19 protein-coding genes are annotated in these 25,463 nt (G+C 72.1%); 9 read left to right on the top strand and 10 right to left on the bottom strand.

Annotation, left to right across the window (positions count from 1 at the left end; all coding sequences use genetic code 11):
* Positions 1-2 precede the first annotated feature (2 nt).
* The 6 genes from ACWC5C_RS39450 to ACWC5C_RS39425 all read right to left on the bottom strand — a co-directional run bounded on the left by ACWC5C_RS39450 (position 3) and on the right by ACWC5C_RS39425 (position 12,907).
* Entirely contained in the window at positions 3-2,084 is a 2,082-nt protein-coding gene (locus ACWC5C_RS39450) for an ATP-binding protein (RefSeq protein WP_450883743.1), read from the bottom strand.
* Between the two features lie 218 nt (positions 2,085-2,302).
* Positions 2,303-5,521 (bottom strand): NACHT domain-containing protein, encoded by a 3,219-nt coding sequence (locus ACWC5C_RS39445; RefSeq protein WP_450883741.1) that lies wholly within the window; start codon positions 5,519-5,521, stop codon positions 2,303-2,305.
* Between the two features lie 162 nt (positions 5,522-5,683).
* A complete protein-coding gene (locus tag ACWC5C_RS39440) occupies positions 5,684-8,506 on the bottom strand; it encodes a beta-L-arabinofuranosidase domain-containing protein (RefSeq protein ID WP_450883739.1) in 2,823 nt (940 codons plus the stop codon).
* 124 nt (positions 8,507-8,630) lie between these two features.
* Positions 8,631-10,340, bottom strand: a complete 1,710-nt coding sequence (locus ACWC5C_RS39435; protein WP_450883737.1) for a sigma-70 family RNA polymerase sigma factor — start codon at positions 10,338-10,340, stop codon at positions 8,631-8,633.
* A gap of 35 nt (positions 10,341-10,375) precedes the next feature.
* Positions 10,376-11,629, bottom strand: a complete 1,254-nt coding sequence (locus ACWC5C_RS39430) for an alginate lyase family protein (protein ID WP_450883735.1) — start codon at positions 11,627-11,629, stop codon at positions 10,376-10,378.
* Between the two features lie 99 nt (positions 11,630-11,728).
* A complete protein-coding gene (locus ACWC5C_RS39425) occupies positions 11,729-12,907 on the bottom strand; it encodes a serine hydrolase domain-containing protein (RefSeq protein WP_450883733.1) in 1,179 nt (392 codons plus the stop codon).
* A 162-nt stretch (positions 12,908-13,069) separates the two neighbouring features.
* Here ACWC5C_RS39425 and ACWC5C_RS39420 point away from each other — a divergent pair, with 162 nt between their 5' ends.
* Entirely contained in the window at positions 13,070-13,648 is a 579-nt protein-coding gene (locus tag ACWC5C_RS39420; RefSeq protein ID WP_450883731.1) for a class I SAM-dependent methyltransferase, read from the top strand.
* Between the two features lie 83 nt (positions 13,649-13,731).
* Complete coding sequence (locus ACWC5C_RS39415; protein ID WP_450883729.1) at positions 13,732-15,192, top strand: MFS transporter; 1,461 nt, start codon at positions 13,732-13,734, stop codon at positions 15,190-15,192.
* A gap of 10 nt (positions 15,193-15,202) precedes the next feature.
* Here ACWC5C_RS39415 and ACWC5C_RS39410 read toward each other — a convergent pair whose 3' ends face one another.
* Both ACWC5C_RS39410 and ACWC5C_RS39405 read right to left on the bottom strand, forming a co-directional pair.
* Entirely contained in the window at positions 15,203-15,655 is a 453-nt protein-coding gene (locus ACWC5C_RS39410; RefSeq protein ID WP_450883727.1) for a hypothetical protein, read from the bottom strand.
* A complete protein-coding gene (locus tag ACWC5C_RS39405; RefSeq protein ID WP_450883817.1) occupies positions 15,652-16,296 on the bottom strand; it encodes a formylglycine-generating enzyme family protein in 645 nt (214 codons plus the stop codon). The genes ACWC5C_RS39410 and ACWC5C_RS39405 overlap by 4 nt, the downstream gene beginning before the upstream one ends.
* Positions 16,297-16,426: 130 nt before the next feature.
* Between ACWC5C_RS39405 and ACWC5C_RS39400 the strand changes: the two genes are divergently transcribed.
* The 3 genes from ACWC5C_RS39400 to ACWC5C_RS39390 all read left to right on the top strand — a co-directional run bounded on the left by ACWC5C_RS39400 (position 16,427) and on the right by ACWC5C_RS39390 (position 19,397).
* The gene (locus tag ACWC5C_RS39400) at positions 16,427-17,638 is read left to right on the top strand and encodes an acyl-CoA dehydrogenase family protein (RefSeq protein ID WP_450883725.1); all 1,212 of its coding nucleotides are present in this window, start codon (positions 16,427-16,429) and stop codon (positions 17,636-17,638) included.
* A gap of 33 nt (positions 17,639-17,671) precedes the next feature.
* Positions 17,672-18,130 carry an RrF2 family transcriptional regulator gene (locus ACWC5C_RS39395; RefSeq protein ID WP_450883723.1) on the top strand — a complete coding sequence of 153 codons (459 nt, stop codon included), beginning with the start codon at positions 17,672-17,674 and terminating at the stop codon, positions 18,128-18,130.
* Between the two features lie 373 nt (positions 18,131-18,503).
* A complete protein-coding gene (locus ACWC5C_RS39390; RefSeq protein ID WP_450883721.1) occupies positions 18,504-19,397 on the top strand; it encodes a glutathione S-transferase C-terminal domain-containing protein in 894 nt (297 codons plus the stop codon).
* Positions 19,398-19,447: 50 nt separating this feature from the next.
* On the opposite strand, the gene ACWC5C_RS39385 is transcribed toward ACWC5C_RS39390, so the two are convergent.
* Positions 19,448-20,407 carry an amino acid ABC transporter permease gene (locus ACWC5C_RS39385; protein WP_450883719.1) on the bottom strand — a complete coding sequence of 320 codons (960 nt, stop codon included), beginning with the start codon at positions 20,405-20,407 and terminating at the stop codon, positions 19,448-19,450.
* Positions 20,408-20,972: 565 nt separating this feature from the next.
* Between ACWC5C_RS39385 and ACWC5C_RS39380 the strand changes: the two genes are divergently transcribed.
* The 4 genes from ACWC5C_RS39380 (at position 20,973) to ACWC5C_RS39365 (ending at position 24,879) form a co-directional block, all read left to right on the top strand.
* Positions 20,973-22,100 (top strand): LLM class flavin-dependent oxidoreductase, encoded by a 1,128-nt coding sequence (locus ACWC5C_RS39380; RefSeq protein WP_450883717.1) that lies wholly within the window; start codon positions 20,973-20,975, stop codon positions 22,098-22,100.
* The gene (locus tag ACWC5C_RS39375) at positions 22,097-22,645 is read left to right on the top strand and encodes a GNAT family N-acetyltransferase (protein WP_450883715.1); all 549 of its coding nucleotides are present in this window, start codon (positions 22,097-22,099) and stop codon (positions 22,643-22,645) included. The genes ACWC5C_RS39380 and ACWC5C_RS39375 overlap by 4 nt, the downstream gene beginning before the upstream one ends.
* Before the next feature lie 11 nt (positions 22,646-22,656).
* Positions 22,657-23,610, top strand: coding sequence for an ABC transporter substrate-binding protein (locus tag ACWC5C_RS39370; protein WP_450883713.1), 954 nt, complete (start codon positions 22,657-22,659; stop codon positions 23,608-23,610).
* A gap of 195 nt (positions 23,611-23,805) precedes the next feature.
* Entirely contained in the window at positions 23,806-24,879 is a 1,074-nt protein-coding gene (locus ACWC5C_RS39365; protein WP_450883711.1) for a tetratricopeptide repeat protein, read from the top strand.
* Positions 24,880-24,940: 61 nt separating this feature from the next.
* Here ACWC5C_RS39365 and ACWC5C_RS39360 read toward each other — a convergent pair whose 3' ends face one another.
* Positions 24,941-25,363, bottom strand: coding sequence for a PPOX class F420-dependent oxidoreductase (locus ACWC5C_RS39360; RefSeq protein ID WP_385438073.1), 423 nt, complete (start codon positions 25,361-25,363; stop codon positions 24,941-24,943).
* Positions 25,364-25,463: the final 100 nt, after the last annotated feature.

Here is a 25,463-nt window from a genome sequence, read left to right as displayed (position 1 = left end):
CCTCACTGACCGGTGATGGGGAAGGGACGCTTCTTCCGCGCCGCGCCGGGCCAGCTGCGGGCGGCCTGGCCCAGGACGGCGTGCCAGGACGGGTGCCGCGGTGAGAGGTAGGCCAGCTCTTCGCCGACCGCCTTGCACATGTCGGGATCCGGTTCGGCGTGCGGTTCGGATACATGCCACAGGGCGTGCAGCAGCCGGTTGACGCAGCGCTCGATCTCGTGCAGCCCCGCGTACCGGCCGTCGTGCGCGCCGAGGGCGACCTGCATGCGTTCGTCGGCCCACTCTCCGGCGGGCGGGGTGGGCGCGGTGGCGGCGTACCGCAGGCACACCAGCCAGTGCGCGGCGGCGTGTTCGTCCTGCTCCGACTGGAACTCCTCCGCCAGCATGGCCACCACGGCCTCGGCGTTCCCGGACGCGAGCGTGTGCCGCAGGGCGTCCGCCTCACCGCTCTCGCCGCGCTGCGCGTGGTGCATCCGCAGGAAGCGGTGGATGTCCTGCCAGCCACGGCCGTCCTCGGCCGCCCGCGAGGTACGGCGCGCCTCGTGCACCAGCAGGGTCCGCAGCAGCGGGTCGGTGACCAGCGGCTCGTCCGGTGGCGTGAGTTGCTGCCACTGCTGCTCTTCGAGGTAGTCGGTGGCGGAGTTGGCGGGCAGCTGATCGGGGCCCTGGAGGCGCAGATGGTCGGCCAGTGCCTCGGCCGCGGTGCTGTCGCGGGCGAGCGAGAGGAGGGTCAGCCGGTCGCGCTGGCGCCGGTCCGGGAGCAGCCGTTCGAGGAGCGCCTCGGTGACCGGGCGCCCGTCCTCGGCGCGCAGCTGGAGCAGGTCCCGTGGGCCTACGCTGCCGCCCTTCGCGGTGGTGTCCAGCACCGCCGCGCACAGCACGGTGGTCACCGCGGGATGCCCGCCGGTGAGGGAGTGGACGGCGGAAGCCAGATAGGGGTGGAGCGGCCGGGCAGGCTGGTCCGGCACCAGCAGGGGCAGTATGTCGTCCCGGCTCAGCGGGGTGAGCGGGACGGCGAGCAGCCCGGCGGAGGGGCTGAGGCCCTTGCGCTCCCAGCCTGAGGACTTCACCAGGTCGGGGAGGTTGCGGCGGACCGCCGCCGGCGCGTCCTCCGGCAGGCCGCCGAGCCGGGTGGCCACCACGACCAGCTCCTCGTGGTCGGGGCGCTCCGGCATCGCCCGGTGCTCCAGCAGCAGTTCGAGGAAGCCGTGCCCGGACGGGTGGTGGGTGTCGTCGAGCAGGATGAGCGGCCACGGCTCCCGGTTCCACCGCTGGAGCCTGCCGTAGGAGGCGGCCACATCGTGGAGGAAGGCGGCCATCAGGGTCTGCTCGGCCGCGTGCCGGTAGTCGCCGCCCTGCTGGAACCACTGCCCGAGCAGCACGAGCGGATCCTGGCCGTCCGCGCCCCGGGGGAAGCGCCGCCGGTACCACTCCTGGGCCGCGGCGGGCTGGTGCCGGTCGGCATACTCGGCCACCACGGCGGCGGTGACCGCGTCCGGGCTCAGGTCTTCCGGTTCGTTGTATTCCGCGCCCCGGGCATCCGCACCACGGGCCTCCAGACGGCCCTCGACGGCGGTGGCCCACGCGTGCCGCAACGTGTTCTCGTCCCCGGTGGTGAGGCGGCACGCCAGCAGCAGCCGGGCGAACCGGAGACACGCGGCGTCCCGCTGCTCGGCGTTGCCGTGGTGCCATCCGGAGACGGCGAACAGGCCCGGCACCAGGACGGGGAAGCGGCGGCGCAGCCCGGGGGCGAGCCCGCACACCAGCTCCGCCAGGATCTCGGTCAGGGTGGACGCGGTGGGCGTGCCGCCGTCGGCCGGGGCGTACGGGAAGGCGGCGGTCTCGGTGGCGACGACGCGGAGGTGGGCGAGCGGCAGCCGGTCCCGGTAGCGGGTGGCCAGCTCGGCGAGGACGGCGCTGCGCCCGATGCCGTGGTATCCCGTCACCAGTACGACGGGCAGGTCGCCCTGGTGTTCCCGGGCCGTACGGGATCTCTCGTCCAGGGTCAGGCCGGTGAGCCGGGGGACGAGCGAGCGCAGCAGGGGGTCACGGCCGTAGAGCGGTGACCCTTCCGATACGCGCATCTGGCTGCGTCCCGCCTCCGTCGCTCAACGCTGCCCGTGGCCACAACTCAGGAGGCGGGCGGCACCGCTCCCCCGAGACATCAGCCGCTGACATCCGTACCAACTACGCCTGTAAACAGAGAATTTACCCGTCGCGGGAGCGTCACACCAGGTGAAGGCGCGATCGGGTACGCGGCGGCGGCCTGCGGGCCCCTGATATCGAACGCGGGTGCGGTATGTCAGGGGTGCGGATAGACATCCAGTTCGACGTTGTCGGGGAGCGCGTCCGCCCCTCGGATCTCGCCCGGGTAGACCAGCCGTACCCGGCGCAGCCTGCGCAGTCCGGCCAGGGAGGCGAGGTCGAGTTCGGCGACCTGCGACAGATGGACCTCCTCGAGCCCGGGGAGGCGCCGGGCGATTCGCCGCAGGGGAACCGCGGCGCCCGCCCTGGCCCAGACATCCAGGTGGGTGACCTGGGGGATCTCGGTGCGCGGGGCGAACAGCAGCATGCTCAGCTGCTGCGGGGAGAGCGTCAGCTTGCGCAGATTGGGCAACTCGGCGACGAGGGAGCCCCACTCGTCCGGCGTCAGCCGCTCGCTCGCGTCCTGCAGCCGCAGCTCCTCAAGGGCCCGGCAGGCCACGATGCCCCCGAGCTGGGCCGCCGCCGACGGCAGCGCCAGCAGCCGCAGCTCGGCGGCGCGCGGCAGGTCGGACAGGCCGCGCCAGGGCACCTCGGGGCCGACGAGCAGGCCCTCAAGACGGGGGCAGTCCGACAGCTTCTGCAGCGTCTCGAACTGGGGGAGGTCCCGCAGCTCCAGCCGCCGCAGCCGGGGCAGCCGGGTCAGCGGCGCCGGGTCCTTGACGTTCCGGCAGCCCTGGAGGGCCAGCGTCTCCAGCTCGGGGTAGGCGGAGAGCAGACCGAGATCCTCCAGCTGGAGGGTGTTGCGCAGCCGCAGCTCGCGCAGGTGGAGCGGGTCGAGGGTGGCGCGGATCTCCTCGGGGGCGAAGTCGCCGTGCAGCCCCACCCGTTGATACCCGGACATGGTGCGCAGCGCGTCCAGCTCGGCGTGCGAGCGCACCGTGACCAGCTCCTCGGGGGCGGTCTCCAGGAGGGGCCGTACGATCTCCTCGGCGTACGCGGTCGTGTCGAACCGGTCCCAGTGGGCGAGGAGCTGCGCGCGCACCGCGGGCTGGCCGGTGCGCAGGAACTCACGTAACCGGGGGATGGCCGCGTCCCCGCCGATCTGGCATATCGCGTGGACGGTGGCCAGCTCCTCGTCGCCCTCCAGATCCTTCGCGGCGGGCAGCAGACCGAGCAGCAGCGGGCCCGTCTGCGCCAGCGACCTGGCCTCCCGCAGACTGCGCGGCGGGAGGAGCCGCGCCGCCCGGTCCTCGATCGCCTCGCGCACCGTCGGCTCCAGGCGGGTGGCCTGTTCGAGCGAGGCGAGCGCGAGGAGCCGCAGACGCGCCCGCACCGCGGCGTCCTGCTCCCGGTCGCCCCGCTCGCGAAGGCGGGTCAGCAGATCGGCGCGCTCCTGGTGACGGGCCTGTGCGACGGCCATCTGCACCACGTCCTCCCACTGGTCCAAGTGCGCGTTGTTCACCAGCATGCCCATGTCGCGCTCTTCCAGCACGGCCCGGGCGCCCAGGAAATCCTGAAAAGTCCGGTGAATGAAGTTCACTGCTCCCGTGGCGGGTTCCCGCAACAGCCCGGAACGTTCCAGCAGATGCTGCAGAGCCTCTTCCGCCGTCCCGACCTCCGCGAGCCGTGGTACGGAGGGCTGCAGACGGCGCACCACGTCCACCGCGTCCGGACGGTCCAGCTGGGTGCGCTCGTTGCGGATCAGCCAGTACGCCAGCTTCTGCAGCGGCTCCGTCGCCGACTTCTGGTCCAGCGCCGGGCGGCTGCGCCCGTACACCTCGCGCTCCAGGTCGCGCCGCTCCAGCAGCATCGACAGCGCCGCCTCGTACAGGGCGGCGCGGCCCTGCGGCAGGAAGCCGCGGCGCTCCCGGTGCAGGGCGCAGATCAGGCCGCACATCAGCGGATTGGTCGCCAGACGGCTCAGCTCGGGGCTGCTGCGCAGCGACAGCGTCAGCGACTCGCCCATCTCCTCCGACGCCCCGGCCGCCGTGTGCCAGCGCCGGATGAACTGCTTCATGTCGGCGGGCCGCATCGCCGCGAGCGCGAACTCCTGGAAGCCCTCGCGCGCCAGCCAGCCCCGCTCCAGGGCCGAGGGGCGGGTGGTGAGCAGCCACAGATTGCCGGGGAAGACGGCGAGCAGCTTCTTGAGCCAGGCCCGAGTGCGGGTCCGGTCTTCCTTCGGGATCTCGTCGGCCCCGTCGACCAGGAGCACACCGCGCCCGTGCTGCAGCACCCGCGCCGCCCACCCGTCCGGCTCCGTGCCCACCAGCGGACAGCCGATCCAGCGCAGGAAGTCCTCGGGCATCGGCAGCTCGGCGTTCTTGCGGGCCAGGGTGCGCAGCGGCAGGACGAAGGGGACGCGCCCGAACAGCTGCGTCAGCCCGCCCGGCAGCCGCTCCTGCTGCGCCGTCGCGAGCGCCAGCCACTGCACCAGGGTCGTCTTGCCGGTGCCCGCGACCCCGCGCAGCAGCACCCGCTCATGGCGGGCGAAGACCGTCTCGGCCGGGCCCGCGGCCCGCTCGGCCTCCGCGTCCCGGTCGGTGCCCGGCTCGCTGTTCACCACCGTAAGCGGATCGGTCCCCTCTCGGTACGGCCTGGCCTCCAGGCTCAGATACGCGGTCTCCAGCGGCCAGTCCTGGCCGTCCGGTTCGCGCAGATCGACACCGTAGATCGTGAGCCTGCCGTGGCACTCGACGACGTAGCGCCCGTACTCCTCCTCGAACTCCGCGTCCTGGCGGCTGATGTCGGGCAGTCGCCGCAGGATCCTGTCCAATTTCTCGCTCTGCTCCCGGATCTCGCGGCTCTGCTCGATCTGGGCACGGGCCGCGAAACCGGGCCGCTGGCTGAAGAAGCGCATGAGGTGGACGCACGCCGTCTCCAGGAGGCGGTCGTGGAAGCGGGCGGCGTCGTCGCTGAGCAGCCGCCGGGTGTCGGGGCCCGCGCTCCTGGACAGCTCCGCGGCCAGCCGCTCGGGGCCGAGCGCGAAGGCGTGGACGTCGTCCATGTCGAGATCGCCGAGCGCGTGCAGGGTGCGGGTCAGCGCCTGGCCGACGGAGTCGTGCTCGTCGGCGCCGATCGGCGGATCGTGGGGGCCCGCGGCCCGCACGGCGCGGCGGACCAGCTCCCGGGCGAGCTTGTGCAGATCGTCCTCGGTCAGGGTGCGGTGCTCCCGGCCGAACGACACCAGCCGGCGCACCGGAATCGGACGCTCGCCGAATTCGGCCGCGGGCGCGCTCGCGGGCGGCAGCAGCAGTCGTTTGACCACCGGCACGACCACTGCCGACGCGATCTTCAGACCCACCGTGCCGCCGTCCACAGCAGCCCTCCCTCACCAGCGCCGACGCGCTTCCCCCGCCGGGGCCCGCGCCCCTGGAACCCCGCTCACCATAGCCGTGGACGGCCGCCTTCAGGCAGGGCGCGCGGACGCCGGACTTGCGCCGAGCACCCGTCACTTCCGCTTCTGCTCGCCCGCGTTCGCTCAGGATACGTAGTCGGCCTTCCGCGCCGCGTCGACCACTCCCCGGCCGTCCGCCGCGCCGAGCAGCCCCGCGGCCACCCAGGAGTCCACGGTGGACCGGACGTGCTTGACCAGCGCGCTCTTGTTCCGGTACGGGGCGGCGGCCCAGATCGCGTCGAGGAGCGTGGTGCCGTCGTCCCGCACCGGGTTGGCGATGCCGGAGTCGGTGCCGCCGAAGACCACCGTCGGCTCGGACCGGCGGAAGTACGCGTGCGTCGGTTCCTCGGTGCCCTCGGAGAACGGGGCGAACTCGACCCCGTCCAGGGTGAAGTGGAGCGGCTTGCCCGGTACGGGGGTGAGCGTGGGCAGCAGATCGCCGGAGAGGGCGGCGTCGCGGTAGAGGCCGAGGTTGAGGAACGATGTGCGGGCGTCGCGCGCCACCAGGTTGACCGGACCGTAGAACAGGGTCTGTACGGACGGGTCGTCGAGCGCCTTCTCCACCCGCAGTCGGAACGGGATGAGCACCCGGACGGTGTCCCCATCGCGCCAGGTGCGCGACACCGAGGCGTAACTGCCCGGGGCCCACGTCCTGTTGACGGTCTTGCCGTTGACCGTCACCCGGAAGCCGCTCGTCGCCCACGCGGGCACCCGCAGGCGCAGATCGAAGGCGGCGGTGCGGCCCCGGATGGTGAGGGTGGAACCCTGCTCGGTGGGATACCCGGTGGACTGGGTGACGGTGATGCCCTTCTCGGCCCAGGTGAGCGTGGTCGGGCTGTACAGGTTGACGTACAGGGCGGTGCCGTCGGCCTTCTTGAAATAGACCGAGTCCTGGTACTTGGTGGCGCTCTCCATGCCGGTGCCCTCGCAGCAGGTCGTGCCCGCCTTGGGGGTGTAGTCGCGCACATGCCCCGGCACCAGGCCGATGAAGTACGTGACGAGTGGCTTCTCCGCGTCGGCCTTGTCCTGCTTGGAGCCGAGGACCTGGTTGTAGAGGGCGCGCTCGTAGTAGTCCATGTACGCCGGGTCCTGCTCGTGGAAGAACAGCATTCTGCTCAGCTTGAGCATGTTGTAGGCGCAGCAGGTCTCGGCCGTGGTGTCGCTGAGGGTTTTGGCGATGGCGCCGCGGGCGCCCCAGAACTCCCGGTTGCTGGTGCCGCCGATCCCGTACATCCGGGCCGGGACGACCATGCTCCAGAAGTTCTTCGCGGCGGTGAGGTAGCGCTCCTCCTTCGTCTCGTCGTACAGCCGGACCAGACCGGTGAAGATCGGGATGTGCTGGTTGGCGTGCAGCCCGTCCAGGGTGTCGTTTCCGGCGGCGCAGGCGTCGATGAGCTTGTCGAGGTCGAACAGGCGGGCCAGCGCGAGGTGTTGGGTTTTGCCGCTGATCGCGTACAGATCGCAGATCGCCTCGGCGATGCCGCCGAACTCGCCGCTGGAGAAGATGCCCCACATCCGCTGCAGCGTGCTCGCGGGCAGCTTGGACAGCCGGGAGTACATCCAGTCGCACATGCCCTCGGCGAGGTCCAGGGCCCGTGCGTCGCCCGTGCTGAGATGGGCGTCGAGCAGCCCGCGCAGGATCTTGTGGGCGGTGTAGTACGGCGCCCAGACCACGGTGTAGTCGCCGCTGGTCATCGACTCCAGGGTGATGAACTGCGTCTCCGGATACGCCGCGAGGAACCCGGGGTGGCTCGGCCCGCCCCAGGTGCGGCGCAGGGTGGCGTGCTGGTCGCGGCCCGAGGAGTCGGCGAAGGTGCCGCCGGTGGTCTCGGCGAAGGCGTACGCGGCCAGGTTTCCGGCCCCGGCCGACGACTCGGCCGCCGGGCTCTTGTGAAGCTCGGCGATCTGGGCGGCGGTCAGGGCCCGCGACCAGAGGTTGACGTCGTCGAAGGCGCCCGCGAACACCGGGTCGGCGGGGTAGTGGGACCGGCCGAGCCAGTGGTCGCGCAGGGTGCCGAGCGCTGCCGGGGTGAGGGTCATCGCGGTGTTCTTCGCGACCGCCGCGCCGTTGACGTAGAGGATTCCGGTGCCGTCCGCGATCGTTACCGCCACATGGCTCCAGGTGTCCACGGGCAGTGGCGCCGTGCCGTCGAGGCTCTGTTCGCCACCCGCGCCCGAGGTGGTGATGGCGAAGCGGGGGTTGCCCTGTGCGTTGCGGGCGGCGAGGTAGAGGTAGCGGGTGGTGTCGTCGCCGAAGTCGAGGATCCGGGCCCAGGCGGTGGGGTGGGTGGGCTTCACCCAGGCCGCGAGGGTGACCGCCGTGGCGCCTCCGCCGAGCACGGTGTCCGGCAGGTCGACGTACTGGTACGACCCGCGGACGTTCTCCGCGGCGGTGCCGAACCTGCCCGGGACGCTGAGCACCGCCGGATCGCGCCGCAGCGCCTCGCGGACCTCGTCCAGGGCCCCGACCATATGGCGGATCTTGTCCGCGTACACCGTCTCGCCGGTGCCGGTGTATGCCTGGGAGAGCATGGTGAGGAAGTGGCCGGTGAAGTGGCCGCGGAGGTTGCCGCCCGCCTCGCCGTCCAGCCCCTCCCAGCCGCCGGGGGCGACCGCGCCACGGGTGGAGAGCCCGGCATTGGCCCGGAAGACCTGGAGCAGTCGGTCCACGTCGTATCCGCGGCCGTAGTCCAGCATCAGCTGGCGCTTGGCGCTGAAGACACCCTCGCGGAGTGCCACGTCCTCGGGGCTGAACGGCTGCAGTGTCCAGGCGGCCGGGGCCCGGGTGGTGGGCGCGTTGGTGGGGGCGGCGGTCGCACGGCCGGTGGCGAGCGAGGTCAGTGCCGGGGCCGTGGCGACGAGGGCCGCCGCACGGAGGACGGCTCGTCTGGCGGGTGCGGATGCCATGGATGCCTCGTTTCTGGGAGGGATCACGCAACGTTCGGTATATCGACCGACGTTCGGGAAGTCGACGCGAAAGTAGACCGCCGGTCAGAACACGTCAATGGCTGGGACGAGAGTGTGGCAAGCGTCAGCGGGGCGGGGGAGTGACCCGGGACCGCTGCGGTACGGACTCGGGATCGGTGGGCCGCGCGCGCGTCAGATACTGCGGCACCGGCGCCGTGTCCCCGCCCGTGTCGCGGACCAGCCCGTACCGGACGATGCCCGCGCCCGCGTCGGGCGCGGTGGCCACGTCCTCGGTGACCTGGTCCCAACGGGACGGCTGGGCGAAGAGGTTGTAGTCCGCGCCTCGTTCGTTCTGGTGGAGCGTGACGCTGCCGTCCAGCCAGAAGTACTCGTTCTGCCACATCTGCTGGGTCCCGGCGGGCAGCACGGTGGAGCCGGTGGCGGGGCCGCCCATCCACGTCGTACCGTCCGTCGAACCCGGCTGTACGTCGTCCAGGCGCCGTCCGCCGCCCGAGGCCACGTGGAACAGTTTGCCGCGCAGACCGGTCCACGTCGCCATGGCGAGAGAGCCCGGGCGCTGTCCGGGCAGCACCTGCCAGCGCACCCGGAAGTAGCCGCGCCCGGTGAACGTCACCTGCTCGCCCCGGTGGGTCAGCCCGGTCGGCGGCGCGCCGGTCAGTGTCACCGTGCCGTCGGCGCGCCGTGGCAGCGTCGTGGGGCGGGCGGTGGCGGCGGGGGCACGGTCGGCGGTGTCCACGACGGTGCCGTACAGCTGCTTGGGGGAGCGCGTCTGTGTCGGCGTCGGTGTCGTTTTCGGTGTCGTTTTCGGTTTCGGGGAGGGCGGGGGCGCGGACGATGGCGGGCGCGACGTGCTCGCGGCGGTGGGCGGTGCGGCGCGCGGCGGGGGCTCGTCCGGCGCTTGCGTCACGACGTACGCGCCGCCCGCGGCGATGGTCGCCCCGGCGGTCACCGCCACCGCGGGCTTGGCCAGCGCGCCGAGGACCTTGGCCGACCAGCCCGCCGGAGCGGCGGCCGTCGTTGCCGCCGCCGCTGTCTTGCCTCCCAGCACGGTCGCGAGCGTGAAGCCGACCGGCAGCGGCACCAGCGCGATGCCGACGAGCAGCCGCTCGGCGGGTACGGCGTCCTCGCGCCCTCCCGCGCAGCGCGCACACCCCCGGATGTGCCGCGCCAGCCGCTTGCGCCACACCGAATCGGGCCGCCCGTCCCAGCCGTCGGTCACCTCGCGCAGCTCCGGGCATGCGGCGTCGAGCGCCCGGACGATGCCCCGCGCGGTCTCCAGGCGCGTTTTCATCCGCTGGACGCGGACGGCGGCGTGCTGTCGGCTGATGCCGACGGCCGCCGCCAGCTCACGCCGGGTGAGGTCGCCCGCGACCTCCAGCCACCACAGCGACAGCAGTTCCCGGTCCTCGTCGGCGAGCCAGCGCACCGCCTCCGCGACCTCCCGCCGCTGACCCTCCAACTGGAGTCGCAATACGGTCAGTTCGGCGAAATCCGGGGCGCCACGGGTGTCGTCCGGCAGCGCGTCGGCGGTCCGCTGCCGCGCCCGCTCGCGTATCTGGCGCATGGCGATGGCGACCAGCCAGGACCGGAAGCCGTCCGGATCGCGCAGCGAGCCCAGGCCGTGGACGGCGCGCAGCATGGTTTCCTGCACCACGTCGTCCACGTCCGCGTGGCCGTTCAGGGCCCGCCCGACGATGTTGTAGACGAGCGGCAACCAGCCCTCGACCAGCTCGTCGAGGGCGCGCCGGTCCCCGGTCTGCGCCGCCGCGATGGTGGAGCGCCACTGCCGTCCGTCCACACTGCGCCCGTCCAAAACCTGCCCTTCCGCTGTCCCTTCCCGCCCGGGGTTCACTTCGCGTAGAGGAGCGTCCCGAAGCCGAGCTGGTCGAACCCTCCGCTGTTCGGCCCGTAGTCGCCGCCACCGCCCTCGGCGCCCACCTTCTCAGCCATCGCCGTGATGGCGGGGACGGAGAGCCCCCGGCGCCGTGCGTAGTGGTAGCGCAAGATGCCCCAGACCGGGCGAATCTGCCCGCGTCCCGCGTCGGAGATCACCGTCTGCGACCGCTGCGCGCAGTTCTGGCCGGTGCCCCAGGTGTAGGTGGTGAACGGCACGTCCCGTCCGAGGTTGTACGTGGCGACGTACTGGGCGGCCTTCATGAACCGGTTGTCGTCGTAGCCGTACAGGTCGATGCCCTGGTTCCAGGCCATCTCACAGATCGCGCCCATCAGGCCCATGCCCATCATGGTGTGGCCCTGGTCGCGGCCGCTCTCCTGCCACTGCGCGAGGCCCTGGCTCTCGTGGACGAAGGGGATGGCGTGCGGGATGGAGCCGTTGCCCTCGCCGGACTTCATGTACGTCACGGCGCGGTCGAACGCCGTGGCGTCGTCGCGGAGGATGCCGATCGCCAGGAGCGAGGCGGTGTTGCAGAGGTCCCAGTTGGCCCAGTAGTTGGTGATACAGGCGTCGTTGTGGCGGGTGAGGAAGTCCTCGTTGAGCGGCTGGAAGACGCGCTTCAGCATCGTCTGGAAGCGGGCGAGGTCGAAGCCCTCGTAGCCGCGCATCAGCTCGGCGGCGTTCGCGAACTGGTAGCCGTAGAGACCGGCGGCCAGGAAGCGGTCGGCGTTGCCGGTGATCTCCTTGAGCGTGGCCGACCAGGCGTTGAGGATCGCGACGGCGGTGTCGCCGTGCTCCCTGGTGCCGCCGATCTTCCAGCGCAGGGCGTTCTGATAGGCGGCGTGGACGTCGTGGTACAGGGTGGGGTAGTTCTGGCCGGTGCCACCGCGAATGACGGTGGCCTGGGGCCTCGGCGCCCAGGTGCTCGCGGAGTGGCGGTTGGCGGTGAGTCTCTTCCAGCCCGCCAGCCACGGGTCGTCGCCCGCCGCCACCCGCACCTTGGCGCGGTGCAGGTCACCGGCGTTGTGCAGCGCGCCGGGGTGGGTGAAGGCCGTCGGGGCGGCCTCGGCGCCACCCCCGGCGAACGCGGCGATCCCACCGCCGAGCGCCCCGGCCGCCGCGAGGCCACCGCCGAGGGTGAACAGGCCTCTGCGGCTGAGGCGGTGCTTGTTGCTGTGCGCGTGCGTGTGCGCGTGGGTGTGCGGCATGTGGCTCGCTCCTGAACGGGGATGACAAGGGATGCCCAGGAGACGGAGCCACACGACCGCCGATAACAGTTTTTTCTTACGCCAGCGTCGCCCCCGCCGTCACATTGCCGAGTACACCGCGTCGATCAGGGCCTTCTTCCGGGGATCGTCGGAGATGTGCGGACCCATGCGGTTCATGACATACCCGAGGCTGACCTCGGCCTCGGGGTCGGCGTGGCCGCAGGAGCCGCCGAAGCCGTCGTGGCCGAAGGCACGGGGGTTGGGGCCGTACGAGCCGTTGAGACCGCTCAGCAGCACTCCGAGCCCGAGTTCGGTGTCATGCGGGAAACCGTCGCCCACGATGAGGTCACGGCAGGCCCCCTGCCCCTCCCGGGCCCGCTCGACGGCCTCGGGCGAGAGCACCCGGTGGTCCCCGGCCAGGCCGCGGCGGGCGTAGATGCCGTAGAGGGTGGCGAGCGCACGGGCTGTCCCGTGGCCGTTGGCGGCCGGTATCTGGGCGGCCCGCCACTCCGGAGTATTGGCCTCGGCGGCCCCGATGAGCGGATTGGCCAGCGCGGCAATGGCCACGGGCTCCAACTGCGCGAAGACGGCGGCCTGTTCGCTGGACGCGGCGGCGGGCGGATGCACCAGCTCCGCCACCCGCCCGGCCTCCTTCTCCGGCAATCCGATGCTGAAGTCGATCCCCAGCGGCCCGGTGATCTCCTGCCGCAGGAACTCACCGGGCAGGACACCGGTGATGCGCCGGATCACCTCGCCGACCAAGTGGCCGTACATCATGGCGTGGTAGCCGGACCGCGTTCCGGGCTCCCACCACGGCTCGGTGGCGGCCAGCCGCGCGCAGGTCTTCTCCCAGTCGTACAGGTCCGCCGCGGTGTGCTTCTCCCGCAGCCCGGCCAGGCCCGCCCGGTGGGAGAGCAGATGGCGCACCGGCATGTCGGCCTTGCCCGCCGCCGCGAACTCCGGCCAGTACGAGGCCACCGGCGCGTCGAAGTCCAACAGCCCCCGGTCCGCCAGCACATGCGCGCACAGCGCCGTCACGCCCTTGGTGGTGGACCACACGTTCACCACGGTGTCCCGCTCCCACGCCCGCTCACGCCCGGCGTCCGCCCAGCCGCCCCACAGATCCACCACGGTCTGACCGCCCACCTGGACGCTGACCGCCGCGCCCAGTTCGTCGCGCTCGGCGAAGTTGGCTTCGAACGCGTCCCGCACGGCGGCGAACCGCGGGTCGCAGTGGCCTTCGATACCCGGCGCGGGCGGAACGGACTGCTGCGTCATGGGGCACTCCCAACAGGTGTGTTCGGCGGACTTGCAACATACCGACTGGTTGGACCAGCGGAAACCCGGGGATGTTCTTGGCGGCCGCCCCGCACGCTCGCGGGGCCCCTATGCGGCGCGGCACGCGGACCGTGAAGAACGTCATCGGTGAGGAGCGCTCCGTTGGGACACACGCGGCAGGACGAATGGGACGCCCACTACGCCGACGGGAAGACATACCGGCCCCTGGGGGACATTGAACGCGGGCTGCTGGCCGCGCACGTGCCCGCTTCCGCCGGGGGCCGCCGTGCGCTCGATGTGGGTTGTGGTGTGGGCGAACTGGCCGCGTATCTGGCGTCGGTGGGCTATGCCGTCGACGCCGTCGACTGGGCCGACAGCGGTCTCGCGCGGGCTCGCAGTGCGCACCCCCGGGGCGTGCGGTGGCTGCGGCTGGACGTGGAGAAGGACGACCTCGCCGCCTTGCACCGGGACGGCTACGACCTGATCACGCTCCGGCTCGTCTATCCCTTCTTCCGCGACCGAACCCGGGTCATGGACGACCTCGGCCATCGGCTGAGGGAAGGCGGGGCGATCGTGGTGATCACGCCGCTCGCCGCGACGACGCCCGAGGAGCGGCGGGGCGTCGCGCTGGACGAGACGGAGGTCGGCCTGCTGGGTGCCGGGTGGAAGCGGGTGGAGCGGTTCGACGCGGAGGGGCTGGCGGTGCTGATCCTGCGGGGCCGGATTCAACCGGGGGATTGAGGGTTGTCCGGCGATCGGCGCTGAACCGGCGGCCACGGGCGGTGAAAAGTCTCCGGAGTCACTTCAACGAAACACTTGAAGTCATGGATTCCCGAGAACAGACCCGAGGCACCATGGAGCGCCCCGCGCCGCAGCGCCGGTGGTGGACGCTGCTGGCGGTGAGCGCGGCCCAGTTGCTCGTGGTGCTGGACGGAACGATCGTGAACATCGCGCTGCCCTCCGCACAGAGCGCGCTCGGTATGTCCGACGCGAACCGGCAATGGGCGATCACCGCGTACGCCCTGGCCTTCGGCGGGTTGCTGCTGATCGGGGGACGGGTCAGTGGCGCGCTCGGCCATCGGCGGGCGTTCGTCATCGGCCTGGTCGGCTTCGCCGCGTCGTCCGCGCTGGGCGGGGCCGCCGTGAACCCCGGGATGCTCTTCGGGGCCCGCGCCCTGCAGGGTGTTTTCGCCGCCCTACTCGCGCCCGCCGGGCTGTCGTTGCTGACCACGACGTTCACCGAGCCGCGCGAACGCGGCCAGGCGTTCGGCGTGTTCGCCGCGGTCGGTGCGGCCGGATCGGCCCTCGGGCTGGTCGCGGGGGGTCTGCTGACCGAGTACGCCAGCTGGCGATGGTGCCTGTACATCAACGTCCCGGTCGCCCTGCTCGCCGTGCTCGGCACGGCATTCGTGCCACAGGACCGCCCGGTTCGCGACGACGGACGGCTCGACATCGCGGGCGCGTTGCTCAGCGTCACCGGGTTCACCGCTGTGGTGTACGCCTTCAACGAAGCCGAACCGCTCGGCTGGGGCGCGCCGAAGGTGGTGGCGCTGCTGGCCGGTGGTGTCCTGCTGCTGGCCGTGTTCGCCGCCGTCGAAGCCCGGGCCGCCCGCCCGCTGCTGCCGATGCGGGTGCTCGTGCACCGGGCCCGCGCCGGTGCGTTCCTCTCGATCACCCTGATGTTCGTCGCGATGTTCGGCTTCTACCTGTTCATGAGCTACTACACACAGACTCTCCTCGGCTATTCACCGGTCCAGGCGGGCCTGACGCTGATCATCAACGCGGTGGCCGCCCTGCTCGGCTCCACACTCATCGCCGGGCGACTGCACGGACGCGTCGCCCCCGTGGCGCTGATCCTGCCCGGCCTGATCGCCGCAGCCGCCGGGATGCTCGTACTGACCCGCCTGACACCCCAGAGCACGGACATCCTGCCGCTCCACCTGGCACCCGCCCTGGTGCTCACCGGACTCGGCCTCGGCTGCGTGATGCCCCCGACCGCGAGCCTGGCCACCGCGGACATCGACCGGCACGACATCGGGGCCGCGTCGGCCGCCTACAACGCCGCCCAGCAGCTGGGCGCCGCACTCGGGACCGCGCTGCTCAACACCATCGCGGCCAGCGCCACGGCGTCCCACCTCGCGTCGGCCCCCGACGCCACGCCGATCGCGGCATCCGTCCACGGCTACACCACCGCCCTGACGGTGGGCTTCGGTATCCTCCTCGCCGCGGCGTGCGTCGCCGCGCCGCTGACCATGGCCCGGTCCGTACGAAAGGCCAGGGCCTGAGCCCCCGGCGTCAGGGGAGGGGTTCGACCTCCAGATAGCGGTGGCGGGCGCGGCCGCGGTACTCCAGGGCCTCCCAGCCCAGCCCGCGCAGCACCCGCGCGCAGTTGCCCAGCTCCTCAGCCGCCGCGTACGCGGCGCCACTTCCCGAGGGCCCCAGCCACTCGACCCGTACCACCCCCGCCTGCTCGGCCTCGCCGCAGCGGTAGCCCGTCGCCAGCCGGTGGCCGTCGGCGCCGAGCGCCGAGGGCGGGATGCCCGCCGCCTCCAGGGAGATGGCCACGGCCCGTACCGGCTGGTGCCGCTCCCAGGCGGCGGGCCGCTCGGTGTTCATCAGCCGCCGGATCTCCAACAGACCGTCGAACGCCGCCCGCACCGCCGCCGCCCGCTCCCGGGTGCCCGCGCCGAGGGGCTGTTCGTCGCCCGTGGCCGCCTCGAAGTGTGCGCTGCCGCTGTGTGACGTCACCGGGCACTTCCCCGCGCGAGGCGGAATCCCACGTCGTCCACCCGGAAGGTCGGGTGGCTGCGGCGCCGTACGGAGGCCCGGCAGCTCCAGTGCTCATCGAACCAGCCGCCGCCACGGAGGACTCGGTAGGTGCCGTAGACCTCGGCGTCGTAGAGGTCCCAGCACCACTCCCAGACGTTGCCGAGCATGTCGTGCAGGCCCCATGCGTTGGGCTGCTTGGCTCCCACGTCGTGGAGCCGGTCGTGCGAATTGCCACGGTGCCAGGCGATGTCGTCGAGCGGCCCGTAGCGCGGTCCGGCCGTACCGGCACGGCACGCGTGTTCCCATTCCGCCTCGCTCGGCAGCCGGTATCCATCGGCGGAAGCGTCCCACGCCACATCTTCGTCAGAGAGGTGGTACGCGGGCGCGAACCCGTCGCGCTGGGACAGGGCGTTGCAGAACCGCACCGCGTCCCGCCAGGAAACGCCCTCGACGGGCGACGCGTCCGCGTGGGCGGTGCTCGGCTGCCCGCCGGTGACCTGGGCGTACAGCGCCTGGGTGACCGGATACACACCGAGCTGGTACGGCGCGAGCCGGACCGGCCAACTCCGCTGGGTGCGCCGGTCGGACAGCGTCACCTGCCCCGGCGGGATGTCGATCATCTCGTGCCCTGCGGTCGCGTCCACGCACAGACGGTACCGGCTGGACGTCTGCGGCTTGATTCCCTATTTTTCCTACTGGGTTAATAGGGAAGCATGGAGCAGGTTTTCGCCGGATGAATGAGGAGCGCGCGTGACGGTCGTGGAAGCGGTAACGGAGACACCCGACCGCGCGCGGTGGCTGCATATCGCCCGGGAGGCGGCGGACGACCTGGCCACCGACGCGGTGGTCCGCGACCAGGCCGGGAAGACGCCGTTCGACGAGGTCGCGCGGTTGCGGGAGGCGGGGCTGCTGTCGCTGCTGATCCCCGTGGAAAGCGGGGGCGGCGGCGCGGACTGGCCCACGGCGCTCGCCGCCGTACGGACGATCGCCGCGGCCGACGGGGCGATCGGCCAAGTGCTCGGCTGCCACTATCTGCTCTCCTCCAGCGCGCGCTTCTTCGGCGGACCCGGCATCGCCGCCCGCGTCGAGCGGGAGTCAGCGGCGGGCCAGTGGTGCTGGGGCGGCGGGCTGGCCTCCGTGGAACCGCGGCTGACGCTGACCCCCGGGCCGGACGGCTATGCGCTGAACGGGCGCCAGGGGTACGCCACCGGCGTCCTGGTCGCCGACCGCCTCGCGGTCCGCGCCGACCACTCCGAGACGGGCGAGCCGCTGGCCGTGCTCGTCGACGCCGCCCGGCCCGGCGTGGTGTCCGGGGGCGACGGCGGGGAGACCTTCGGCCAGCGGCTGGCGGCGGGCGGGAGCGTGGAGTTCGACGCGGTGGCGGTCGCGCGCGACGCGGTCCTCGGCCCGCTCTCCCCGGACGACGGCACCCTGTCGCCCTTCGCCGGGCTGTCCGCGCCGACCGGGCGCCTGGTCTCGGCGCAGATCTGTCTCGGGATCGCCCAGGGAGTGCTCGCCGAGGCCCGCGAGTACAGCAGGGCCGTAGATGTGCCGTGGCAGCTGGACGGGCCGTCGTACAGCTCGCCCCGTAACCCGTACGTGCTGACGACCTACGGCGAGCTGACCGTCGCCACGTTCTCCGCGTCCGCGCTCGCCGACCAGGCGCTGGAGGCGCTGGACGTGGGGCTCGCGCGCGGCGAGGACCTCACCGACGACGAGTGCGCCGAGATCACCATGCTGGCGGCGGCGGCCGAGGCGGCCGCCGCCGGTGCCGCGCAGGACGTCACGGCCCGCGCGCTGGACGTCCTCGGGGCCCGCTCCGCCGCCTCGGCGTACGGCTTCGACCGCTTCTGGCGCAACGTACGCACCCACACCCTCTGCGTGCCGGTCGCGCCCCGGCTCCAGGAGGTGGGGGACTACTTCCTCCACGGCGAGCACCCTCCGTTCGCCCTGCCCTTTTGATCGCCGTGCGTCCCGGTGGCGGATAATCACCGCATGCGGATCTCTGCGAAGGCGGACTATGCGGTGCGGGCGGCTCTGGAGCTGGCGGTGGCGGTGGACGGTGTCTCCGTCAAGGCCGAGGCGATCGCCGCGTCGCAGGGCGTGCCGCACAAGTTTCTCGAAGGGATCCTCGGCGATCTGCGCCGGGGCGGGCTGGTGGCCAGCCAGCGCGGCGGGAACGGCGGCTACCGGCTGGCCCGCCCCGCCGACGAGATCACGATCGCCGATGTGATCCGCGTGGTCGACGGGCCCCTGGTCTCCGTCCGGGGCGTGCGCCCGCCCGAGCTGTCGTACCACGGCCCGGCGGAGTCGTTGCTGCCGCTGTGGATCGCGGTGCGGGCCAACGTCCGCAAGATCCTCGGGGAGGTCACCCTCGCCGAGGTCGCCGCCGCCGAGCTGCCCGACCAGGTCCTGGACCTCGCCGAGGACCCCGAGGCGTGGACGAACCCGTAGCCAGTCCGTCAGCCAGTCCGTGGGACACCCCTTGACGTGGCTCGCGGGGCGCTCGACACTCCTCGGGAGGGATTCCTAGCGGATAGGTGGGGAATGATGGGGCCAGGGCAGGCGGCCGCCGGTCACGCGGTCCGCGCGCATCGGCCATCTCCCCTTCTGACCTCTCCTCTTCTGACGTCCCGCCGCCACATCGACCTGCTGCGCGTCTGCAGCGCCGCAAGTCTGCCCTTCTGATCCGGTCTGATCCGGCAGGCCTTCGCGGGCACCTGACAGCGTCGTCACGCGGCGAAGCGCGAACCCCGCCGCCCGCGCCCACCGCAGGCCCTTCACCGTACGTCTCACCACCAGCGAAGAACACGATCTGGGGAGAAACGTGTCCGTCACACCTGGGAAAGCCGCGCAGTCCTCGCTGTCCATCGCATCGTTCCGGGGCAGGATCGGCCGGGACGCACGCAGTGGACACTACGCCGTGCCGCGCCGCTACCGCCTCCATCTGGCGCTGTCCTGCCGCCACTGTCTGCGGATCGCCATCACCCACAGCCTGCTCGGCCTGGAAGACACCCTTCCGGTAACCCTGTTGCCCGCCGTGCCCGACGGACCGGACGGCGGACACTCCGCCCTGCGTCTGATGTACGAGGCCAGCGCGCACCGCTACGCCGGGCCGACGGCGGCGCCGGTGCTCAGCGACGACTGGTCCGGCAGGATCGTCAGCACCCACGCCCCCGACATCCTGCGCGACCTGGACCGCCGCTTCGGCAGCGGGAGCCCGGACCGCGCGGTGCTCCACCCGTCCGGCACGGAGCGGGAGATGGAGGCGATCGCGCACCTCTGCGAGCACGGCATCAACGAGGCCGTCCAGCGCGCTGGACAGCCCGGTGCCGACGACGCGCCGCGCGAGGCCGCGCTCAGCACCGTGTTCTGCGCGCTGGACGCGCTGGAGCGGCGGCTTACGACCCGGGACTACGTCCTGGGCGACGCGCTGACCGCCTCCGATGTGCAGGTGTGGGTGACCCTGGTGTGGCTCGACACCGTGCACCGGCAGCACCTGGACGCCGCCGCGGTGCACAGGATCACGGAGCATCCGCACGTGTGGGCCTACGCGCGGCGGCTGGCCGCCCACCCGGCGTTCGGCCCCCACCTCGACCTCGACGGCATCGCCCGCCGCCACCACGCGCACTGCCGGGGCCTGGAGGCCGCCGGAGCGGCGGTGCAGATCCTGGACTGGGCGGCGCACACCCGGACCAGGACCCCCGTCGAGTCCGGCTGACCCCCGTAGCGCCCGGCTGACGCCACGTCACGGGCCGCTCTGCGCGCGTCTCACCGCCGTAGCCGGGCGCGCAGGGCGGCCACCTGTCCGCGCAGCCGCTGCACCGGAGTGGGCGGCAGCGTACGGGCGGCCCCGCGCGCGTAGTGGCGCTCGACGTAGAACTGCCCGGCGCTCAGCACCGTGGTGACGGCGATGTACCAGACGGTGGCGACCATCAGCAGCGGGATGACCTGGTACGTCTGGTTGTAGACCAGCTGCACCGAGTAGAGCAGGTCGTGCACGGCCAGGACACTCACGATGCTGGTGCCCTTCAGGGTGCCGATCAGCATGTTGCCCGCCGTCGGCACGATGGAGCGCATCGCCTGCGGCACGACGATCCGGCGCAGCGTGCGCCACCGCCCCAGGCCCAGCGCCTGGGCCGCCTGGGTCTGGCCGGGGTCCACGGAGAGGATGCCACCGCGCACCACTTCGGCGGCGTACGCGGCCTCGTGCAGGGTCAGTCCGATGACGGCGGTGAGGGCGGGGCCGAACAGGTTGACGGTCTTGACGGTGATGAACTGGGGACCGAAGGGAATGCCGACACCGAGCGTCGGATAGAGGGCGCCGATGTTGAACCAGAACAGCAGCTGGACCAGCAGCGGTGTGGACCGGAAGATCCACACATAGCCCCAACTCAGCGTCGCCAGAACGGGGTTGACGGACAGCCGCATCACGGCCAGCAGGGTGCCGAGCAGAAAGCCCAGCACCATGACCACCGCGGTCAGCCACAGGGTGAGCAGCAGCCCGCCCAGCACGGCGGTGGTGGTGAAGTAGCGCCCGACGACGTCCCATTGGAACGCCGGGTTGCGGATGACGGAGTTGACCACCATGGCGAACACCAGCAGCGCGACGGCCGCGGTGAACCACCGGCCGAGGTGTCGGCGTGGCACGATCCGCGGCAGGTCGACCGGTTCCGGATGCTTGCGCGCGGACACGGGGGCAGGGGCGGTGACATCGGAAGGCGTGGCCATCTGAGGGCTCTCCGGGGGAGGGGCGCGGGCGTGGGCAAGAGACCCCTGGCGGCACGGGTGCGGCCAGGGTGGGGCTTCATCACGCTCGCCGCGTCCCTCAACGCGGCCGGAGCTGGTCCAAGGGCGATGGTATGTGCCGACAGCGTGAAGATGTCAATGTGGCGGGGGAAGACGGCCACCGCCGGTCCGCCATCCGAGCACCGGTTGACGCGACGCCGTTCGTCCTGCTCAATTAATCCCATGACTGCCCAGCTGCGCTTGGTCTCCCGCGACCACATCGACTTCGGTCGTGTGTGGTCCGCGATGTGTTGCGCCTGACCCGGCAGCGGGCTGTCCGACCGGCCCTTCCCTCCCTCGGTGACCCCGTCGCGGGCCGAGTTCTTCCTCGCATGACCGCCGTCCCCGGGCGCTGACCCGGGGTACGAACGGTTCCGCGTACCCGGACACGCGCTGCCTCCGCACCTCTCCGGCCTCATCACGCTGATCCTCCGTCATATACGGCTTCAACAGCGGTAGTCCGCCCCGATCGCGGGACACCTCCGCCCTTTTCCGAAAGGCCCCACGCATGCCTGTGGAATTCCTCGGCATCGCCGCCACCCATGACGGCTCCGAGACCACCCCGCGCTCCGGCGCCGCCTTCGACAAGGACTACACGCTCCGGCTCGCCCGGGCGCACGAGGACCACGGCTGGGACCGGGTGCTCTTCGCCTACGGCTCCGGATCGCCGGATCCCGCACCGGCCGCCGCGTACATCGCCAGCAGGCTGGACCGCCTGCGGATCCTGCTCGCCCACCGGCCCAACGTCTCGTACCCGACGTACGCCGCGAAGACCTTCGCCACCCTCGACCAGATCAGCGAGGGTCGGCTCACGGTGCACTTCATCACCGGTGGCAACGACCACGAGCAGGGCCGGGAGGGCGACACCCTCACCAAGGACCAGCGCTATGAGCGCACCCGCGAGTACATCCGGATCGTGAAGAAGATCTGGACGGCCCGCGAGCCCTTCGACCACGAGGGGGAGTACTACCGCTTCCACGACTTCGTCAGCGATGTCCGCCCCGTGCAGCAGCCCAGGCCCGGGGTCTCCTTCGGCGGCTCCTCCCCGGCGGCGTACGCGGCCGGGGGAGCGGAGGCCGACATCTACTGCCTGTGGGGCGAGCCCCTGGAGAAGACCGCCGAACAGATCGAGGCGGTGAAGGCGGCCGCGCGGGCGGCGGGCCGCACCGATGTCCCGCGCATCCAGGCGGCCTTCCGGCCGATCATCGCCCCGACCGAGGAACTGGCCTGGGAGAAGGCCCACCGCACGGTCGGCGCGATCCGCGCGCGGCGCGAGGCGGGGCTCGTACGGCACCACCGCAGCGGCGCCCCCGAGAACATCGGCTCCCGGCGGCTGATCGACATCGCGGAGCAGGGCGAGCGCTACGACCGCGCGCTGTGGACCCCGACCGCCGCCGCCACCGGTGGCGCGGGCAACTCCAACGCCCTGGTCGGCACCCCCGAGACGGTGGCCCAGGCGCTGCTGGACTACTACGACCTGGGCGTCGACATCCTCTCGGCCCGGGGCTACGACCTGCTGGGCGACGCCATCGACTTCGGGCGCCACGTCATCCCGATCGTGCGCGAGGAGGTCGCCAAACGCGACGCCGAGCGCGCCGTGCGACGCCCGGAGGCTCTCGCGGCGGTGCGCGCATGACCGCTGTCACGCAGCGTCCGGCCACCGGGCTGACCGTCGTCACCGTCGAGGTCGGCGACCCGCGCGTGGCGCCGCTGTTGCGTGAACTGGGCGACGAGTACTCCAGCCGCTACGGCAAGGACGCCCACGCCGAGCTGGCCCGGTACCCCGACGAGGAGTTCACCGCCCCGCACGGTGGCGTGCTGCTCCTGCTGCTGGAGCACGGGGAGCCGGTCGCGGGCGGCGCCTTCCGCCGGTACGACGCGACCACGGCCGAACTGAAGCGGATCTGGACCCACTCCGGCCACCGCCGCCGGGGCCTCGCCCGCCACGTCGTGGCCGAACTGGAGCGCGAGGCAGCGGCCTTCGGCTACCGGCGGATCTACCTGACCACCGGTCCGCGCCAGCCCGAGGCGCGCGGTCTGTACCTCGCCACCGGCTACACACCGCTGTTCGACACCGAGTCCGACCCGGAGACCATCGGCCCGCTCCCGTTCGAGAAGCACCTCGCCGCCGACGCGCGTACCACCGCCGACGGCCGCATCCGAAAGGCATACACCCCGTGAACCACCCCCGCATGAGACCGCGCCTCCGCCCGGCCGCGACCGCGACCGCTCTCCCCCTGACCTTGGTGCTGGCGCTGTCCGGCTGCGGCTCCGGCTCCACCGGCGGGACCTCGGCGGCGGGCGCCGCGTCCCCCGCGCCGACCGGCAACCCGGTCGCCGCCGTGCACAAGGTCGACTCCGTCGCCGCCCTGCTCCCCGCCGACGTCAGGAAGTCGGGCAAGCTGCGCATCGGCAGCTCGGTCGGCGGACCGCCCGGCGCGTACTACCCGGGCGGGGCGGGCGGGAAGCCGGTCGGCCAGGACATCGACCTCGCGGACGCGGTGGCCAAGGTGCTCGGCGTCGAACTCCAGCGCCAGGACGCCTCGTTCGAGACGATCCTGCCCGCGCTCGGCAGCGGCAAGTACGACGTCGGGACCGGCAACTTCGGCGTGACCGCCGAGCGCCTGAAGACGATCGACTTCGCCACGTACATCAACGACGGCCAGGGCTTCGCGGTGAAGAAGGGCAACACCGCGCTCGGCAAGGGCAAGGTCACCGACCTGACCCGGCTGTGCGGCCGGACCATCGGCACCGGCGCGGGCACCACCTTCGAGGCGACCCTAGAGGCGCAGAAGAAGGTGTGCGCCACGGCGGGCAAGAAGCCGTACGACGTGAAGGTGTTCTCGGAGAACGGCGCCCTCCTCACCGCCCTCCAGCAGGGCCGGATCGACGTGGAGATGTCCACCATCAACGGCCTCCGCCACCAAGCGGCACAGCAGGCCGCGCAGACCACCTTCCTCGGCGAGTACCACCGCCTCGACGTGGGCTTCGCCTTCAAGAAGGGATCGCGGCTCACCCGGGCCTTCCAGGCCGCCGTCAACGAGCTGATCAAGGACGGTGTCTACGCCCGGATCCTCGACAAGTGGGGCACCGGCCCCTCCGCGATCAAAACGTCGCAGATCAACCCGCCCGAACACCCCTCGTAAGCCGGAACACCCCCCGTAATCCCGAACACGTAAGAGGCGAACAACCTCGCCGGGCCGAATCGCGTCTTGATCGGCAGCGGACGCGCGGCGGACAACCCGGCGGGGGTTGTTTCCGACCCGCTATGCACTGAGTGTATAGCGGTGGTGGACAGAAGGGTGGCGCGCGCTCCGGAGATCGAGAACGGAAAGGCATCCATGTACGGCAAGGCATTCGCCCCGGAGTACCAGGGCTCCCTCACCACCCTGTCCGTGAACTCTTCGCTGGTCGACGTACTGGCCGCGGGCAGAGAGGAGTTGCGGGCGGCCGAGCGGAACGGCTGCCCGCGTGAGACGGCACGGGTGGGGCTCGCGGTGGCCGAGGCCCACCGCAGGCTGGGACATGTGACGGATGCCGACCGCGAGTGGAAGGCCAGCTATAGGGCGGCCCGTGCGGCGGGGGACGCCGGGGCGATGGCGTGGGCGCTGTGGAGCGGCGGCACCCTCGCCCGGCAGCGGGGCGCGCTGGCGCTGGCGTGGCGGCTGCTCGGGTTCGCGGCCGAACTCGGCGAACAGGGAGGGGACATCCTCGCCCGCGGCTACTCGCTCGCCGGTTTGGCGGAGACGGGCCGCATCCAGGGGGATTACGAGGCCGTGAGCGCGCTGCACGAGCAACTTCTCGCCGAGGCGCGGGAGCGCGGCGAGGCTCGGCACACCGTATGGGCGCTGGAGGGGATCGCCCAGATGCATCGCAACACCGGGTCGTACGACACGGCGTACGCGATGTTCGAGGAGTCCGCGGCGATCGCCGCGCAGGCCGACGACCGGCGCGGCCACGCCTGGGCGCTGCGGGGCCTGGCCGACATCGTCTCCGTGCGCGACGGGGACGCGGACCGTGCGCTGGACCTGCTGGCCGAGGCGGAGGTGACGTGTCGCACGATGAACCTGATGAGCGCGCTCGCCTACAACCACAAGATGCGCGGCAATGTGCTCTATCGCGCGGGCCGCTGCGCTGAGGCGCGCGATGTCTACCAGCAGGCACTGGACGAGTTCCGCGCCATGAGCGAGCCGCGTGGCGAGGCCCTGTCCCGGCTGGGGCTCGTCAAGTCCCTGGCCCGGCTGGGGCGTGACCGCGCCCTGACGGCCGCCGACCTGGACGAACTGGCCGGTGTGCTGGACCGGATCGGACTGCGGCACGCCCGCCGGATGGTGGACCGGGCACGGGTGGAGTTCGGCATCACGGAAGACGAGGCGGTGGCCCCCGAACACCCGAGGGTGGCCGCCACCGTCTGACGCGAAAGCCACCGGCCCCGGCCCCGGAACGACCGGGACAGGGGCCGGGGGAGCCGATGGCTTATATGGAAGCCTGGTCGTTGTCCTTCATCGCACCCCAGCCGTGCCACCGCTCGACCTCGACCCAGGCGCTGGTCCGGGGGCGGTCCCGGTCCGGGTAGGGGCCACCGGTGTAGTGGGTGGCGATGCGGTCGATGTCGGCCAGGCCCTCGTCCTCGCGCATCTCCACAACGCGCCCGATGAGGGTGATGTGGGTGTACCAGTTGTGCTCGTCCAGGACGGTGAGCGTCACCCGGGGATCGCGGCGCAGGTGCTTCAGCCGGACCCGGCCGTCGTCCAGGTTGACCAGGACCCGGCCGTCCTCCCACACGTACCAGGTGGGAGTGGACACGGGGGTGCCGTCCGAGCGCACGGTGGCCATGACGGCCGGATTGGGGCGGCGCAGCAGGGCGGCGGCCTCGGGCGGCAGCGGCGGCTTGGACATGGGAACTCCGTAAGTTGTTAGGCGGCCCGGGAGGGCCGGGTGTGGCTTATGGGTTCTTGCCTTCAGTGGCTGACAAGGAGTGGCCGCCCGGCTCTCCGGG

The sequence above is a fragment of the Streptomyces sp. NPDC001700 genome, assembly GCF_053596435.1.
Note: the sequence above shows the minus strand (reverse complement) of the source record. Positions and strands in the feature narration are given on the sequence as shown.

Excerpts from the sequence above, each read along its gene's own strand:
- ACWC5C_RS39450 (WP_450883743.1), bottom strand. The coding sequence starts at position 2,084 with ATGCGCGTATCGGAAGGGTCACCGCTCTACGGCCGTGACCCCCTGCTG.
- ACWC5C_RS39440 (WP_450883739.1), bottom strand. The coding sequence starts at position 8,506 with ATGGCATCCGCACCCGCCAGACGAGCCGTCCTCCGTGCGGCGGCCCTC.
- ACWC5C_RS39430 (WP_450883735.1), bottom strand. The coding sequence starts at position 11,629 with ATGCCGCACACCCACGCGCACACGCACGCGCACAGCAACAAGCACCGC.
- ACWC5C_RS39425 (WP_450883733.1), bottom strand. The coding sequence starts at position 12,907 with ATGACGCAGCAGTCCGTTCCGCCCGCGCCGGGTATCGAAGGCCACTGC.
- ACWC5C_RS39415 (WP_450883729.1), top strand. The coding sequence starts at position 13,732 with ATGGATTCCCGAGAACAGACCCGAGGCACCATGGAGCGCCCCGCGCCG.
- ACWC5C_RS39405 (WP_450883817.1), bottom strand. The coding sequence starts at position 16,296 with ATGATCGACATCCCGCCGGGGCAGGTGACGCTGTCCGACCGGCGCACC.
- ACWC5C_RS39395 (WP_450883723.1), top strand. The coding sequence starts at position 17,672 with ATGCGGATCTCTGCGAAGGCGGACTATGCGGTGCGGGCGGCTCTGGAG.
- ACWC5C_RS39385 (WP_450883719.1), bottom strand. The coding sequence starts at position 20,407 with ATGGCCACGCCTTCCGATGTCACCGCCCCTGCCCCCGTGTCCGCGCGC.
- ACWC5C_RS39380 (WP_450883717.1), top strand. The coding sequence starts at position 20,973 with ATGCCTGTGGAATTCCTCGGCATCGCCGCCACCCATGACGGCTCCGAG.
- ACWC5C_RS39375 (WP_450883715.1), top strand. The coding sequence starts at position 22,097 with ATGACCGCTGTCACGCAGCGTCCGGCCACCGGGCTGACCGTCGTCACC.
- ACWC5C_RS39370 (WP_450883713.1), top strand. The coding sequence starts at position 22,657 with ATGAGACCGCGCCTCCGCCCGGCCGCGACCGCGACCGCTCTCCCCCTG.
- ACWC5C_RS39365 (WP_450883711.1), top strand. The coding sequence starts at position 23,806 with ATGTACGGCAAGGCATTCGCCCCGGAGTACCAGGGCTCCCTCACCACC.
- ACWC5C_RS39360 (WP_385438073.1), bottom strand. The coding sequence starts at position 25,363 with ATGTCCAAGCCGCCGCTGCCGCCCGAGGCCGCCGCCCTGCTGCGCCGC.